The sequence below is a fragment of the Clostridia bacterium genome, from assembly GCA_035561135.1.
Taxonomy (GTDB): Bacteria; Acidobacteriota; Terriglobia; order Terriglobales; family Acidobacteriaceae; genus DATMYA01.
In genome coordinates, this window is record DATMYA010000090.1 from 1 (window position 1) to 12,989 (window position 12,989).

General features: G+C 59.1%; 23 protein-coding genes. All 23 read left to right on the top strand.

Annotation, left to right across the window (positions count from 1 at the left end; all coding sequences use genetic code 11):
• Positions 1-142: elongation factor Tu (gene tuf, locus VN622_17775; GenBank protein ID HWR37715.1), on the top strand; the 142-nt coding region annotated here is incomplete at its 5' end.
• Between the two features lie 98 nt (positions 143-240).
• A complete protein-coding gene (gene rpsJ, locus VN622_17780; GenBank protein ID HWR37716.1) occupies positions 241-567 on the top strand; it encodes a 30S ribosomal protein S10 in 327 nt (108 codons plus the stop codon).
• A gap of 117 nt (positions 568-684) precedes the next feature.
• Positions 685-1,431 (top strand): 50S ribosomal protein L3, encoded by a 747-nt coding sequence (gene rplC, locus VN622_17785; GenBank protein ID HWR37717.1) that lies wholly within the window; start codon positions 685-687, stop codon positions 1,429-1,431.
• A 73-nt stretch (positions 1,432-1,504) separates the two neighbouring features.
• On the top strand, positions 1,505-2,170 hold the full coding sequence (rplD, locus tag VN622_17790) for a 50S ribosomal protein L4 (protein HWR37718.1): 666 nt from the start codon (positions 1,505-1,507) through the stop codon (positions 2,168-2,170).
• Positions 2,170-2,463: a 50S ribosomal protein L23 gene (locus VN622_17795; GenBank protein HWR37719.1), complete on the top strand. Its 294-nt coding sequence runs from the start codon at positions 2,170-2,172 to the stop codon at positions 2,461-2,463. Before rplD ends, VN622_17795 begins: the two co-directional genes overlap by 1 nt.
• Before the next feature lie 114 nt (positions 2,464-2,577).
• Complete coding sequence (rplB, locus tag VN622_17800) at positions 2,578-3,402, top strand: 50S ribosomal protein L2 (protein HWR37720.1); 825 nt, start codon at positions 2,578-2,580, stop codon at positions 3,400-3,402.
• A gap of 11 nt (positions 3,403-3,413) precedes the next feature.
• Positions 3,414-3,707: a 30S ribosomal protein S19 gene (gene rpsS / locus VN622_17805; protein HWR37721.1), complete on the top strand. Its 294-nt coding sequence runs from the start codon at positions 3,414-3,416 to the stop codon at positions 3,705-3,707.
• 65 nt (positions 3,708-3,772) lie between these two features.
• Positions 3,773-4,255: a 50S ribosomal protein L22 gene (gene rplV, locus VN622_17810; protein ID HWR37722.1), complete on the top strand. Its 483-nt coding sequence runs from the start codon at positions 3,773-3,775 to the stop codon at positions 4,253-4,255.
• Positions 4,256-4,367: 112 nt separating this feature from the next.
• Positions 4,368-5,033, top strand: a complete 666-nt coding sequence (rpsC, locus tag VN622_17815) for a 30S ribosomal protein S3 (protein ID HWR37723.1) — start codon at positions 4,368-4,370, stop codon at positions 5,031-5,033.
• Between the two features lie 119 nt (positions 5,034-5,152).
• Positions 5,153-5,569, top strand: coding sequence for a 50S ribosomal protein L16 (rplP, locus tag VN622_17820; protein HWR37724.1), 417 nt, complete (start codon positions 5,153-5,155; stop codon positions 5,567-5,569).
• Positions 5,570-5,665: 96 nt separating this feature from the next.
• On the top strand, positions 5,666-5,881 hold the full coding sequence (gene rpmC, locus VN622_17825) for a 50S ribosomal protein L29 (protein HWR37725.1): 216 nt from the start codon (positions 5,666-5,668) through the stop codon (positions 5,879-5,881).
• A gap of 2 nt (positions 5,882-5,883) precedes the next feature.
• Positions 5,884-6,201 carry a 30S ribosomal protein S17 gene (gene rpsQ / locus VN622_17830; GenBank protein HWR37726.1) on the top strand — a complete coding sequence of 106 codons (318 nt, stop codon included), beginning with the start codon at positions 5,884-5,886 and terminating at the stop codon, positions 6,199-6,201.
• Positions 6,202-6,303: 102 nt separating this feature from the next.
• The gene (gene rplN / locus VN622_17835) at positions 6,304-6,675 is read left to right on the top strand and encodes a 50S ribosomal protein L14 (GenBank protein HWR37727.1); all 372 of its coding nucleotides are present in this window, start codon (positions 6,304-6,306) and stop codon (positions 6,673-6,675) included.
• Between the two features lie 80 nt (positions 6,676-6,755).
• The gene (gene rplX / locus VN622_17840; GenBank protein HWR37728.1) at positions 6,756-7,085 is read left to right on the top strand and encodes a 50S ribosomal protein L24; all 330 of its coding nucleotides are present in this window, start codon (positions 6,756-6,758) and stop codon (positions 7,083-7,085) included.
• A 94-nt stretch (positions 7,086-7,179) separates the two neighbouring features.
• Positions 7,180-7,857, top strand: a complete 678-nt coding sequence (gene rplE / locus VN622_17845) for a 50S ribosomal protein L5 (protein HWR37729.1) — start codon at positions 7,180-7,182, stop codon at positions 7,855-7,857.
• A 70-nt stretch (positions 7,858-7,927) separates the two neighbouring features.
• Positions 7,928-8,113, top strand: a complete 186-nt coding sequence (locus VN622_17850; protein HWR37730.1) for a type Z 30S ribosomal protein S14 — start codon at positions 7,928-7,930, stop codon at positions 8,111-8,113.
• A gap of 272 nt (positions 8,114-8,385) precedes the next feature.
• Positions 8,386-8,784: a 30S ribosomal protein S8 gene (rpsH, locus tag VN622_17855; protein HWR37731.1), complete on the top strand. Its 399-nt coding sequence runs from the start codon at positions 8,386-8,388 to the stop codon at positions 8,782-8,784.
• A gap of 111 nt (positions 8,785-8,895) precedes the next feature.
• Positions 8,896-9,435, top strand: coding sequence for a 50S ribosomal protein L6 (gene rplF / locus VN622_17860; GenBank protein HWR37732.1), 540 nt, complete (start codon positions 8,896-8,898; stop codon positions 9,433-9,435).
• A gap of 226 nt (positions 9,436-9,661) precedes the next feature.
• On the top strand, positions 9,662-10,036 hold the full coding sequence (gene rplR, locus VN622_17865; GenBank protein ID HWR37733.1) for a 50S ribosomal protein L18: 375 nt from the start codon (positions 9,662-9,664) through the stop codon (positions 10,034-10,036).
• A gap of 101 nt (positions 10,037-10,137) precedes the next feature.
• Positions 10,138-10,647, top strand: coding sequence for a 30S ribosomal protein S5 (rpsE, locus tag VN622_17870; GenBank protein HWR37734.1), 510 nt, complete (start codon positions 10,138-10,140; stop codon positions 10,645-10,647).
• Positions 10,648-10,649: 2 nt separating this feature from the next.
• A complete protein-coding gene (gene rpmD / locus VN622_17875; protein ID HWR37735.1) occupies positions 10,650-10,889 on the top strand; it encodes a 50S ribosomal protein L30 in 240 nt (79 codons plus the stop codon).
• 94 nt (positions 10,890-10,983) lie between these two features.
• A complete protein-coding gene (rplO, locus tag VN622_17880; GenBank protein ID HWR37736.1) occupies positions 10,984-11,424 on the top strand; it encodes a 50S ribosomal protein L15 in 441 nt (146 codons plus the stop codon).
• A 145-nt stretch (positions 11,425-11,569) separates the two neighbouring features.
• Positions 11,570-12,970, top strand: a complete 1,401-nt coding sequence (gene secY / locus VN622_17885; protein HWR37737.1) for a preprotein translocase subunit SecY — start codon at positions 11,570-11,572, stop codon at positions 12,968-12,970.
• The last annotated feature ends 19 nt before the right edge of the window (positions 12,971-12,989 follow it).

Below are 12,989 nucleotides of genomic sequence, written 5' to 3' on the forward strand. Positions count from 1 at the left end.
CGAGATGGTGATGCCCGGGGACAACGTTGCGCTGACGGTGGAGTTGATTACGCCGGTTGCGATGGAGAAGGGCTTGCGCTTTGCTATCCGCGAAGGCGGACGCACGGTCGGCGCCGGCACGATCTCCGAAATTATTCAGTAGTTCGGAAATTCCTGGCGCTGACCGGAAGGCCAGCGCCTCTACTAAATCCAAATCGCGGCCAAGTTGAGCCGCCAGCTCTTTGAGAGAAGAACATCGTGATTGGCAAAGAACGAATTCGGATCCGCCTGAAGGCTTATGACTACCGCGTTCTGGACCAGTCCACGGGCGAGATTGTTGAGACGGCACGCCGCACCGGCGCGCAGATCGCGGGACCCATTCCGCTGCCGACGGTGAAGAACAAGTATTGCGTGTTGCGTTCGCCCCACGTGGACAAGAAGTCGCGCGAACAGTTTGAGATCCGCACCCACAAGCGTCTGCTCGACATTCTGGACCCGACGCAGCAGACAGTGGATGCGCTGATGAAACTCGATCTGCCCGCCGGCGTTGACGTGGAAATTAAGGCCTACGGCAAGGAACATAAATAGCCACGAGCGGTTTAAGTTGCAATTCGCGTTTCGCGACATGGCAACCAGTTAGCTCAAAGGCTCAAAGCCTACAGTGCCGAATCGCCCTATGGCGAGGCATGATGAGGGAAGTGAAAAATGGTCAACGGAATTTTAGGAAAGAAAGTCGGGATGACGCAGTTGTTCGATGACAGCGGCGAAGTTCGTCCGGTCACCGTGCTGCAAGCTGGTCCCTGCGTTGTTACGCAGCTCAAGACGGCAACCCGTGATGGATACGCCGCCGCCCAGATCGGACTCGTCGAGTTTGTGAAGGATTCGCGGCTGACAAAGCCGATGCGCGGCCACTTCGAGAAGAACAGCCTGCCGCCGGTAAAGTTCATGAAGGAAATGGGCTTGGTCGTAGATGGCGCGGGCCAGTCAGTCGGCACCGAGGATGGAGTCGACGGGACGAAGGTCGGCGACAAGGTTCTGGTGGACGTTTTCGATGGTGAGACGTTTGTCGATGTTGTCGGCACCAGCAAGGGCCGCGGATTCGCGGGCGTTGTGAAGCGCCACAACTTCGGTGGCGGTCCTGGATCGCACGGCCACATGTTCCAGGTGCAGGGTTCGATCGGTGCATCGTCTTACCCGTCGCGTGTCTTCAAGGGCATGCGCATGTCGGGTCACATGGGCGATGTGAATGTTACGGTGCGCAACCTGCGCATCCTTGGCATTGATCGCGATGAAAACCTGCTGGTAGTGGAAGGCGCAGTACCCGGACCGAAGGGTGGCTACGTCGTTATTACTAAGGCAAAGAAGCCGCCGAGAGAGCGCCGCGGATTCGCGGGCTCCGGCACGGTTAATCCGTTGAAGGCTTCCAAGCGCCAGGCTGCGAAGAAGAAATAACGAGCGGCGCAGCCGAGTGGCTGTGCCACCACAACCCGCAGAACATTATTGCGGGTGCAGAGAGAAAAGTCCTATGGCAACGATCGATGTAATGAATCTGGCCGGCGCAAAGGTAGGTACGGTGGAGCTTGCCGAAGAGGTTTTCGGCGGCGTCAACGAAGACCTGCTTTGGGAAGCGGTTAAACACTACCGCGCCGGAATGCGTGCCGGCACGCACGCCACGAAGAATCGCAAGTTAGTCTCCGGTGCGGGCAAGAAGCTGTGGAAGCAGAAGGGTACCGGACGTGCCCGCGTGGGCTCGATCCGCTCGCCTCTGTGGCGCCATGGCGGTACGGTTCACGGACCTCAGCCGCGCTCGTATGACTATGCTTTCCCGCGGAAGAAGCTCCTGGGTGCATTGCGCTCTGCGCTCGCGGCAAAGTTGGCCGACGGCAAACTCACGATCGTCGATGCCTTCGAGCTCGGCGAAGTAAAGACCAAGCAGATGCGCAAGGTGCTTGACGTTCTGAAGGTCGAAAAGACTGCTCTGCTGGTGGAAGTCGGCAGCGCCATGAACGACAAGCTAGAAAAGAGCGCACGGAACCTGAAGGGCGTCGAAATGCTGTACGGCCCGGAAGTCCATCCGTACCACCTGCTCCGGTACGACCGCGTGATCTTCACCCTCGCGGCTCTTGAAAAGCTGCAGGGCACGCTGAAGGCCTCTGCACCCAAGCGGGCGAGGAAGGCGGAGGTGGCGTAATGAAATCGTCTTATCAGATTGTCCGCCGCCCAGTCATCACCGAAAAGGGTCTGGGCGTGAAGGAAACCGAAGCGACGCTGGTCTTCGAAGTGGCAGCCGATGCCACGAAGACTGAGATCAAGCAGGCGGTACAGTCGATTTTTAAAGTGAAGGTCGATGAAGTTCGTACTGCGAACTTCCAGGGCAAGGAGCGGCGCCGCGGCAAGTTCGCCGGGTACCGTCCTGATTGGAAGAAGGCATATGTGCGGCTGAAAGCGGGCGAGAAGATGCCCGAATACGCGCAGAACCTGTAAGCGAAGCGGAGAGCGCGCACGTCGCGCTTGACGAGAGCCTTGGCAGAAGAAGTTTAGCCGCCGGACAGGACAAAGCGAAACGAAATATCTGTCCGGGTAGAAGAGAAGAGCAAAATGGCGATCAAGACATACAGACCGATCACTCCGACGCTGCGTTTCAAAACAACGCTCGTCAACGACGATCTGACGACGAACCGCCCGCACAAGGCTCTGACCGAGCCGAAGAAGCGCACGGGCGGCCGCCGCAACAGCGGCGACACGACGATCTGGCATCGCGGCGGCGGACATAAGCGCAAGCTGCGCATCATCGATTTCAAGCGCGACAAGTTCGGCATTCCTGCGACTGTCGCCTCGATCGAGTATGACCCGAACCGTTCGGCTCGCATCGCGCTGCTGAACTACGCTGATGGCGAAAAGCGCTACATCGTGGCGCCGGTAGGACTGGTGGTTGGCGCCAAGCTGATCAGCGGCCCTGAAGCCGACATCCTGGTGGGAAATGCGCTGAAGCTGCGCAACATCCCTTCCGGCACGGTGGTACACAACATAGAACTGAAGCCGGGCAAAGGCGCGCAGATGGCGCGCTCTGCGGGTGCGCAGGCACAACTGGTAGCCAAAGAAGGCGACTACGCTCTGCTCAAGCTGCCTTCGGGCGAGACGCGCAAAGTGCTTGTCGACTGCATGGCGACGGTTGGCCAGGTCGGCAACGTGGACCACGAAAACGTGAGCATCGGCAAGGCGGGGCGTACCCGCTGGCTGGGCCGTCGTCCGGTAAACCGTGGCGTTGTGATGAACCCTGTTGACCATCCGCACGGCGGTGGTGAAGGCAAAACGAGCGGTGGCCGTCATCCGGTTACGCCGTGGGGCCAGCCAACGCGTGGCTACAAGACTCGTAACAACAAGCGGACCGACGACTTCATCGTGAGCCGCAGGAAAAAGTAGAGGTTTAGCGCATGGCACGTTCGACAAAAAAAGGTCCGTTCATAGATTCGCACCTGGCGGTGAAGATCGAGGCAATGAACGCGCGCAACGAGAAGAAGGTGCTGCGCACGTGGTCGCGCCGTTCGACGATCATTCCCGAGATGGTTGGGCACACGCTGGCCGTTCACAACGGGAAGAAGTTCATCCCGGTGTACGTGACGGAAAACATGGTCGGCCACAAACTCGGCGAGTTTAGCTTCACCCGCACCTTCAAGGGGCACTCGGTGAAAGCTGCTGCGGAGACGTCGGCCAGACCGGCGAAGTAACTAGCCCGATGATCACCCCATAGCCGAGTGGCGCGGGGACACGGTAAGCGAAAAGGAAAACGGAAATGGAATTCACAGCTCAAGCCAGGTACATGCGAGTCTCGCCGCAGAAGGCGCGCCTGGTGCTGGATCTGATCAAGGGACGCCGGGTGGAGGATGCGCTCAACACGCTGGACTTCACCAAGAAGCGTGTCGCCCCGACGGTTGCCAAGCTGCTGCGTTCGGCTTTGGAGAACGCCAACTACCTGAGCCAGGAGAAGGGCGTCGATGTCGATGTCGATCGGCTCTTTGTGAAACGCGCGGTGGCGAACGAAGGTCCGCGCATGAAGCGCATCCGTCCGGCGCCAATGGGCCGTGCTTTCCGCTACCAGCGGCGCATGACGCATATGGAGATTGCGCTGGAAGAGAAGACGCGTTCGGCGGCGGCGGTTGCGGCCGGCGCGGGGACTCAGACAGTTGCTAAGAAGCCGGCCCGTAAGGCCCCTCTTGCGAAAAAGAAGGCACCCGCGAAAAAGGCTTCGGCAAAGAAGACTTCTAAGAAGAAGTGACGTTGTGCCGGGAACGGCCCGGCTGACGTCCTTGCGAGCGCGCCCGCGAGGGTGATGCAGGCACAGATTTCAAGCGGCAGCTGGAACGCTTGGCCGCGGAGAGAAGAGCACTATGGGACAGAAGGTTCATCCTTACGGATTCCGCCTCGGCTATACCAAGCCGTGGAGGTCGCGCTGGTTCATTGAGCGTGACTACGACAAGCTGCTGCTGGAAGACGTGAAGCTGAAGAACGAGCTGAAGGACAAGCTGAAGTCGGCTGGTGTCAGCTCAATCGACATCGAGCGTCCCGGCAACAAGCTGCGGATCATCATTCGCACCGCGCGCCCCGGCATCATCATCGGCCGCAAAGGTGCGGAGATCGATAAGTTGAAACTGGAACTACAGAAGCGGACGAACCGCGAGGTTTACGTAGACATCCAGGAAGTGCACAAGCCGGAATTGGATGCGCAACTTGTGTCGGAGGCTATCGCGCTCCAGTTGGAAAAGCGTGTAGGCTTCCGCCGCGCGATGCGCAAGTCTGTTGATTCGGCGCTGCGTTTCGGTTGTAAGGGCATCAAGGTTCGCGTGAGCGGCCGTTTAAACGGGAACGAAATCGCGCGCTCTGAATGGTATCTGCAGGGACGCTTGCCGTTGCACACGCTGCGCGCCGACATCGATTACGGCTTCGCCGAGGCGAGGACCACGTACGGCATTATCGGCGTGAAGTGCTGGGTTTACAAAGGCGAGATCCTGCCGGCGGCAAAGAAGCGCGAGCCACAGGCGGCGACGGCTTTCTAGGACAAGTTGCCTTCGGCCAGTTGCCAGTTCCCAGTTGGCGCAACTGACCCGAGCAAAGGGTAACAACCGCCTTGCAGCTAGGCGACTGATAACGGACAACTGGTGACTGGTAACTACTTATGTTGATGCCAAAGAAAGTTAAGTACCGCAAGCAGCAGCGCGGCCGTATGGCGGGCAAGGCATGGCGCGGCTCCGAGCTGTCTTTCGGCGATTTCGGACTCAAGGTGCTGGAGCCGGGCTGGGTCACGGATCGTCAGATCGAAGCGAGCCGTGTTGCGATGACGCGCTTTGTGAAGCGCGGCGGCAAAGTCTGGGTTCGCTTGTTCCCCGATAAACCGGTTACGAAGAAGCCGGCTGAAACCCGTATGGGCAAGGGCAAAGGTGCTCCAGACCACTGGGTTGCGGTCGTAAGGCCGGGCAAGATCCTGTTCGAGATGGAAGGCGTCTCGCCCTCTGATGCGCAGGAGGCAATGCGCCTGGCATCGCACAAACTGCCGCTGCGGACGAAGTTTGTCATGCGCGAATCGGCTCACTAATTTGCTGCACCCCGCGCTGATACGCGGCGGGATCGACGGGCGTGCTACGGCACGCAGCGGGGATCAGGTCCCGGGTAGCGACTGAGAGAAGCAACAATGAAAACGGAAAAGATCCGCAATTTGACCGAGATCGAACTCCAGCAACAGGAGCGCGAACTCAATGACCAACTCTTCAAGCTCAAGTTCCAGATGAAGATGGGCCAGACCGAGAGCCTGAAGAAGATGCGCGGCCTGCGCAAGGACGTCGCCAGAATGAAGACGATCCAGCGTGAAAAAGAGCTTGCCGCCAAGACCGGAACGGAGAAGAAGTAACCATGCCCGAGACAACGAAAACTGAGACCGGCTCCGGCCGCAAGAGCTTGATCGGGAAGGTTGTTTCCGCCAAGATGGCCAAGACCATCGTCGTGGAAGTAACTCGGCAGAGAGCGCATCCGCTGTACCGCCGCGTAGTTTCCCGTTCCAAGAAATTCTATGCTCACGACGAGAACAATACGGCGCACGTTGGTGACTTCGTGAAGATCGAAGAGACCCGTCCGTTGTCGCGCCTGAAGCGGTGGCGTCTCAAGGAGATTGTCAAGAAGACGGCGCTGGTAGGCGAAGCGAAGACTGAGGCGCCCGAGCAGGCCAGCTAAGGACGACGCAGTAGTCAGTCGTCATGCACGGTTGTGATGGCATGGGCGCTGGCAGCCGGACCGATCGCCTGAATGGCGGCGGGTTTCCCGAGGAGAATAGTTATGGCAGTGATGATGAGATCGATTCTCGAGGTGGCCGACAACAGCGGCGCGCGCAGGCTGCAGATGATTCTGCCGCTGGGCGGCTCGACCGGCCTGAGCGCCGGCCTTGGCGACGTGATTACGGCGGCCGTGAAGGAAGCGTCCCCGGATGGCACGGCCAAAAAGGGTACGGTAGTAAAGTGCGTGATCGTGCGCACGCGCAAGGAGCACCGGCGTAAGGACGGCACCTACATCCGCTTCGATCAGAATGCGGCCGTGCTGATCAACGATGCAGGCGAGCCTGTAGGTACCCGCGTGTTCGGTCCGGTTGCTCGCGAATTGCGTGAGAAGCGCTTCTTGAAGATAGTTTCGCTCGCACCGGAAGTCCTGTAAGGGACTACTGAGACGAGCGGTGGCGCCTTGCGCTGCCGTGTCCCGTAGGGCGGGCGACAGAAGGTACAAAGAGGATAGCAATGCATAGCAGAGTGGATATCCGCCGTAACGACACCGTCAAGGTGATTGCCGGCCGCGACAAGGGCAAGGAAGGCCGCGTTCTGCGCGTGTTCCCGGCCAAGAATAAGGTGCTGGTCGAGCACGTCATGATCGTGAAGAAAAACGTGCGTCCGAACCCGCAGAAGCAGATCAAGGGTGGCATCGCCGAGCAGGAGAGCCCGGTCTCGATCTCGAACGTGATGCTGGTTTGCGGACAGTGCGGACCAGTTCGCGTCGGACACGAGACCCGCGGTGAGCACAACGTGCGCACTTGCAAGAAGTGCGGCACGACCCTCGACAAAGAGAAATAGTTCGCGCCGGGCCTGGCCCGTCGCAATTGACGACCCTACGAACCCGTAAGTCATCGACGAACCGGAAACCGTAGGAGAAGGCGAAGCAGAGGAAATGGCAAAAGAACCGAAAGACCAGCAGCAGAAAAAGGGCGAAGGCAAGCCCAAGGGCAAAGGCAAAGCGGAAGCACAGGTAGAAGCGGCCGCCGAACCATCGAAGCCGTCGCGTCCGAGGCTGAACAACAAGGCGTCCGCGCGTCTGCATGATCGTTATACCAAGGAAGTGCTTCCGGCGTTGATGAAGGAGCTGAGCCTTCCAAACCCCATGGCAGTGCCGCGCGTGGAGAAGGTTGTGGTCAACATGGGCGTCGGCGAAGCGACGCAGAACTCGAAGGTTCTCGATCCCGCCGTTGCCGAGCTGCAGCAGATCACGGGTCAGAAGCCGATCGTGACGAAGGCGAAGAAGTCCATTGCGCAGTTCAAGGTGCGCGAAGGACAGCCGATCGGTGCGATGGTCACTCTGCGCGGCGATCGTATGTACGAGTTCCTGGACCGGCTGCTCAACGTGGCGCTGCCCCGCGTTCGCGATTTCCGCGGCGTCTCGACGAAATCGTTCGATGGTCGCGGCAACTATACGCTTGGTCTGCACGATCAGTTGATCTTCCCTGAAATCGACTACTCGAAGGTCGACAAGCTGAAGGGCATGAACGTCACGATCGTGACGACGGCCGGCAGCGACGACCACGCGCGGGCGCTGTTGCGGCATCTGGGTATGCCGTTCCGCCAGGCGTAACGAGGCCGAACAGAACAGGATTTTTCAAGTTTGACTAAGCGCGCATGAGCGCGTGAGTGAAAAGGAAACAATGGCCAGAACATCGCATGTCGCCAAGGCGAATCGGAAACCAAAATTCTCGACGAGGCAGCACAATCGCTGCAAGCTGTGCGGGCGTCCGCGCGCATACCTGCGTAAGTTCGGCATATGCCGTCTCTGCTTCCGTGGGCTTGCACTGCGCGGTGAGATTCCAGGCGTTTCCAAGTCGTCCTGGTAAGTGACCTAGGCCCGGTCCGTTCCAGCCCGGCACGAGACAACGTGTACAGGGCGCCACTGGGAACGGCCGGGGAATTGGCTAACATCGGCCGAGGGGGCCGGTCAGCTTAGGCTGACGCTAGTACGTCGCCGCAGGTTCTTTCACGGGAAGGCTGAACTCCAGCCCACGGCCAAGCCGGAGCAGGAGTCCTGAAAAGGGAGGCTGACCCAATCGCGCTCCGCCAGTACGGCGCGGGAAAGAGAACGGGCGATGATGATCAGGAGAAGCAAAAGATGAGTTTGACCGATCCGGTCGCGGATTTCCTTTCACGGATTCGCAACGCCATTAAGGCGCGGCACCAAAAGGTGGATGTACCCGCTTCCAAGTTGAAGCTGGAGATCGCCCGCATTCTGAAAGAAGAAGGTTTTATCAGCAACTTCAAACCCACGGAAGAAGAAGGCAAGAAGGTCATCCGTGTCTATTTGAAGTACAGCAACGATAACCAGGCGACGATTTCGAACGTGCAGCGCATCTCGCGCCCCGGTTGCCGCGTATATGTTGGCAAAGATGAGATTCCTCGTGTCCTGGGCGGACTCGGAATCAACATCCTGACCACGCCGAAGGGCGTGATGACTGGACGCCAGGCGCGCAAAGAAGGCGTTGGCGGCGAGATCCTCTGCGAAGTTTACTAACCGCGGCGTGCGGCCACGCCGCACTCCGGTAAGCCAGACGAGTCGGTGCCCGGCAACGGACGCTGGCCGGAAGCCCTCGGCAAAGCGCCGAGGCGGAGAGAGATAACAGCAATGTCAAGAATTGGCAAAAAACCGATAGTCCTCCCCAAGGGAGTGACGTTCACGGTAGAGAACAACGTTGTCACCGTGAAGGGCCCCAAGGGCACGGTCAGCAATCATATGCCCGGCGGCGTTACGCTTGAGCAGCAGGATGGTCACCTCCTGGTGAAGCGGGAAGACGACTCCAAGGCCGCTGTTCATGGTCTGGTTCGTGCACTCGTTGCCAATGCAGTGCAGGGGGTCACGACGGGCTGGACGAGAGAACTGGAAATCGTCGGCATCGGCTACCGCGCCGAAATGAAGGGCAAAGGTATTGTAGTGTTCACGCTCGGTTTCTCGCACCCGATTGAATATCCACTGCCCACGGGCGTGGATGTCGCGATCGATCCCAAGCTGACGCGCCTGACCATCACCGGCATCGACCGGCAGAAGGTTGGGCAGGTTGCAGCCGAAATGCGTTCACTGCGTCCGCCGGACCCATACAAGAACAAGGGCGTACGTTACTTCGGCGAGCGGCTGAAGAAGAAGGTCGGCAAGACGGGCGCGAAGTAGTTCGCGTTTTGCCGGGCGTATGAGTCCGGCAGCGAACTACCCTGAGCGAGCGAAGCGAGTCGAAGGGTCTTTGGAGAGCGAAGCATTTGTCTCTCAAGGCCGTTTGAAGCTTGACAAGCTACACAGGGAACTTCGACGAGCAAGGATTTGATTTCACCGGATGGCTCGGGCGCGACAACCGCCCCCATCTGCCGGGTTCAGAACCCCCGGAGAAAAGAAGAACGCAATGATCGGTAAAAAGGCAAAGAACCAGACGCGGCAGGCGGTTCACAGCCGTATCCGCAAAAAGGTGTTAGGCACGGCGGAGCGTCCGCGGTTGAACGTGTACCGTTCGGTGAACCATATCTACGCGCAGTTGATCGACGATGCCAAGGGCGTGACGCTTGCGGCCGCGAGCTCGCTCGAAGCCGGCAAGATCGATGGCAAGAAGCATGTGGCCGGTGGCAATGTCGCTTCGGCGAAGCAGGTTGGCACGGTGATCGCCGAGCGCGCGAAGACCAAGAACATCGTGCAGGTGGTCTTCGATCGCGGTGGTTATCTGTACCACGGGCGCGTGAAGGCCTTGGCCGAAGCAGCGCGTGCAGCAGGGTTGAAGTTCTAGGTAGCCGGGCAGGCGCAGATGGGGCGCTTGCTGGGACCCCGCATGGGGCAGAGTTTTCGAGGCGCTGACGTTTGGCACGTAGCGCGGGAGAATTGACGGTAATGGCAATATCGAAAAGAAAGCTTGACGCCGGGAATTACCAACTGAAAGACCAGGTGGTCAACATCAACCGCGTCACCAAGGTCGTCAAGGGCGGCAAGAACATGTCCTTCGCGGCACTGGTTGTGGTGGGCGACCCGGGTTCCGCCGTTGTGGGCTACGGCTCCGGCAAGGCGAAGGAAGTTCCGCAGGCGATCCGCAAGGGCATCGAAGCGGCAAAGAAGAACCTGGTGAAGGTCAACCTGACGCAGACCAGCATCCCGCACATGGTCCTTGGCCGTTTCGGTTCGGGCATGGTGCTGTTGAAGCCGGCTCCGGAAGGAACGGGCGTAATCGCCGGCGGTGCAGTCCGCGCGGTGATGACCTCGGTCGGCATTCAAAACGTGCTGACGAAGTCGATCGGCACCACGAACCCGCACAACGTGGTGAAGGCGACCTTCGACGCGTTGAAGAAACTGCGCGATCGCCAGGAAATGGCGACATCGCGCGGCAAAGCTGTTGAGGAGCTCTAAGAATGGCCCGCAAACGGAATAAGACGGATAAGGTTCAGGCGCCAGCCGGAGCGATGATCCAGCTCAAATGGATTCGCTCGGCAATCTGTGCGCCGGTCACCCAAAGAAAAGTCATCAAGGGCTTGGGCTTCACCCGGCTCAACCAGGTGATTGAGCGTGAAGATACGCTCTCCATTCGCGGCATGGTCGCGAAGGTCCCTCACATGGTAGAGATTTTGGGGCCGCCACCGGCGACGAAGTAACTGCGCGCTGGCGATTGCCGGCGTTTTCGCAACTCGCGCTCGCAGCGCGGGCACCGCGCGGCGATGGAGTCGCAGCGGCAAGGATACGAGAGCAATGAATTTATCGAATGTTCGTGCACCGAAGGGTTCGTCGGAGAAGCGCAAACGAGTCGGCCGCGGTATGGGTTCCGGCATGGGCAAGACGTCGACGCGCGGCCACAAAGGCCAACGCTCACGTAGCGGTTCGCGCATGATGCGCGGTTTTGAAGGCGGCCAGATGCCGCTGCACCGCCGCTTGCCGAAGCGCGGATTCACTAATATTTTCAAGGTAGAGTACACGGTCGTAAACCTCAGCCGGCTGATGGAACTGGGAGAGACGACGGTCACGCCCGAGGTGCTGAAGAAGGCTGGCATCCTGAAATCCAGGAAGGCTTTGGTGAAGGTTCTTGGAGTTGGCGAGTTGACGACTGCCTTGACCGTTCACGCGCACAAGTTCTCTGAGACGGCAAAAGAAAAGATTGAGAAGGCTGGTGGCAAGGCGGAAGTTATTGCCTGACGCCCCCACGACGAACCGCTAGCGCGCTCGTCGTGTGAATGGGTGAGCGCCTCAGGCGTTCACCGGGCACCCCGCAGGTCGCCTGCCGTGATAAAAGGTAGGCACCAGAAAGTCGGCCGCGAAGCGGTCGGCAGACAGAGGCCCTATGTTCGAAAAGCTTGCGAACATCTTCCGAATCCCAGACCTGCGCAAGCGGATACTGTTCACGCTCGGTATGTTGGCGGTTTACCGCCTCGGCGGACACATTCCCACGCCAGGCATCAACGCCGACCTGCTACAGCAGTTCTTTGAACAGAACCGCGGTACATTCCTCGGTTTCGTGGACTTGTTCAGCGGCGGCCAGCTTCGCCGTTTGACGATCTTCGCTCTGGGCATCATGCCCTACATTACCGCGTCTATCATTCTGCAATTGCTGACAGTGGTATACGAACCGCTAAAGCGCTTGCAAAAAGAAGGTGAACTCGGGCGCAAGAAGATCACGCAGTGGACGCGCTACCTGACCGTGCTGCTGGCCGCGATGCAATCGTTTGGTATCGCCATGACGCTGGAGCGCCAGACTATGAGCGGCGGCGTCCCATTCGTCACCAACCCGGGCTTAGGGTTCGTGCTGATGACGATGCTGACGCTGACCACCGGTTCGGCATTCATCATGTGGCTGGGCGAGCAGATCACGGAGCGCGGCATCGGTAATGGTATGTCGCTGCTGATTTTTGCGGGCATCGTTGTCGGCCTGCCGCATGCAGTGGTCGATCTGTACGACAAAGCTGCAACCAGCGCCTGGGGCGCATTCACGCTGCCTGCGCTGCTGATCCTTCTGGCAGTGATGATCGCCGTCGTAGCCTTCATTGTGTTCGTGGAGCGAAGCGAGCGGAGAATCCCAGTGCAGTACGCGAAGCGCGTCGTTGGCCGCAAGGTCATGGGCGGACAGAGCACCCACCTGCCGCTGCGTGTCAACTCTGGCGGTGTCATGCCAGTCATCTTCGCGAGTTCTGTGCTCACGTTGCCGCAAACGATGGGCTTTTTCCTTAAGGGCAAGAGCCCTGCGATCGATCGCATGCTCGAGTCCCTGAATTGGGGCGAGCCTCTGTATACGCTCCTGTATTGCCTCGGGATCGTTTTCTTCGCATACTTCTACGTCTCGATCGTGTTCAACCCGACCGAGGTGGCGGATAATATGCGGAAGTACGGTGGGTTCATTCCGGGTATCCGTCCGGGTAAGCGTACAAGCGATCACATCAACGACATCCTCACACGCATCACCCTGGTCGGTGCATGTTACCTGATCGTTATTTCGTTGATTCCGGAATGGATGATTGCCGGCCTTCGGTTGAACCATCTGTGGCTCGTTGGTGGATTCTTCGAGCGGCTCCCAACGTGGGTTACAAATGGCTTAGGAGTAAACTTTTATTTCGGCGGAACCTCTCTGCTGATCGTAGTCGGCGTGGCAATGGATACGGTCAACCAAGTGGAGTCGCAGCTCATCATGCGCCATTACGAGGGTTTCACTCCACGCAGTGGACGCATTCGCGGTCGTAGAACGTGGTAGTGGTGACGCTTCCGCAAGT

Coding starts and splice junctions, on each gene's coding strand:
- rpsC (HWR37723.1), top strand. CDS start 4,368: ATGGGACAGAAGGTTCATCCTTACGGATTCCGCCTCGGCTATACCAAG.
- rpmC (HWR37725.1), top strand. CDS start 5,666: ATGAAAACGGAAAAGATCCGCAATTTGACCGAGATCGAACTCCAGCAA.
- rpmD (HWR37735.1), top strand. CDS start 10,650: ATGGCCCGCAAACGGAATAAGACGGATAAGGTTCAGGCGCCAGCCGGA.
- rplN (HWR37727.1), top strand. CDS start 6,304: ATGGCAGTGATGATGAGATCGATTCTCGAGGTGGCCGACAACAGCGGC.
- rplO (HWR37736.1), top strand. CDS start 10,984: ATGAATTTATCGAATGTTCGTGCACCGAAGGGTTCGTCGGAGAAGCGC.
- rplB (HWR37720.1), top strand. CDS start 2,578: ATGGCGATCAAGACATACAGACCGATCACTCCGACGCTGCGTTTCAAA.
- rplC (HWR37717.1), top strand. CDS start 685: ATGGTCAACGGAATTTTAGGAAAGAAAGTCGGGATGACGCAGTTGTTC.
- rpsH (HWR37731.1), top strand. CDS start 8,386: ATGAGTTTGACCGATCCGGTCGCGGATTTCCTTTCACGGATTCGCAAC.
- VN622_17850 (HWR37730.1), top strand. CDS start 7,928: ATGGCCAGAACATCGCATGTCGCCAAGGCGAATCGGAAACCAAAATTC.
- rplX (HWR37728.1), top strand. CDS start 6,756: ATGCATAGCAGAGTGGATATCCGCCGTAACGACACCGTCAAGGTGATT.
- rpsQ (HWR37726.1), top strand. CDS start 5,884: ATGCCCGAGACAACGAAAACTGAGACCGGCTCCGGCCGCAAGAGCTTG.
- rplD (HWR37718.1), top strand. CDS start 1,505: ATGGCAACGATCGATGTAATGAATCTGGCCGGCGCAAAGGTAGGTACG.
- rpsE (HWR37734.1), top strand. CDS start 10,138: ATGGCAATATCGAAAAGAAAGCTTGACGCCGGGAATTACCAACTGAAA.
- secY (HWR37737.1), top strand. CDS start 11,570: ATGTTCGAAAAGCTTGCGAACATCTTCCGAATCCCAGACCTGCGCAAG.
- VN622_17795 (HWR37719.1), top strand. CDS start 2,170: ATGAAATCGTCTTATCAGATTGTCCGCCGCCCAGTCATCACCGAAAAG.
- rplE (HWR37729.1), top strand. CDS start 7,180: ATGGCAAAAGAACCGAAAGACCAGCAGCAGAAAAAGGGCGAAGGCAAG.
- rpsS (HWR37721.1), top strand. CDS start 3,414: ATGGCACGTTCGACAAAAAAAGGTCCGTTCATAGATTCGCACCTGGCG.
- rplV (HWR37722.1), top strand. CDS start 3,773: ATGGAATTCACAGCTCAAGCCAGGTACATGCGAGTCTCGCCGCAGAAG.
- rplF (HWR37732.1), top strand. CDS start 8,896: ATGTCAAGAATTGGCAAAAAACCGATAGTCCTCCCCAAGGGAGTGACG.
- rplP (HWR37724.1), top strand. CDS start 5,153: ATGTTGATGCCAAAGAAAGTTAAGTACCGCAAGCAGCAGCGCGGCCGT.
- rplR (HWR37733.1), top strand. CDS start 9,662: ATGATCGGTAAAAAGGCAAAGAACCAGACGCGGCAGGCGGTTCACAGC.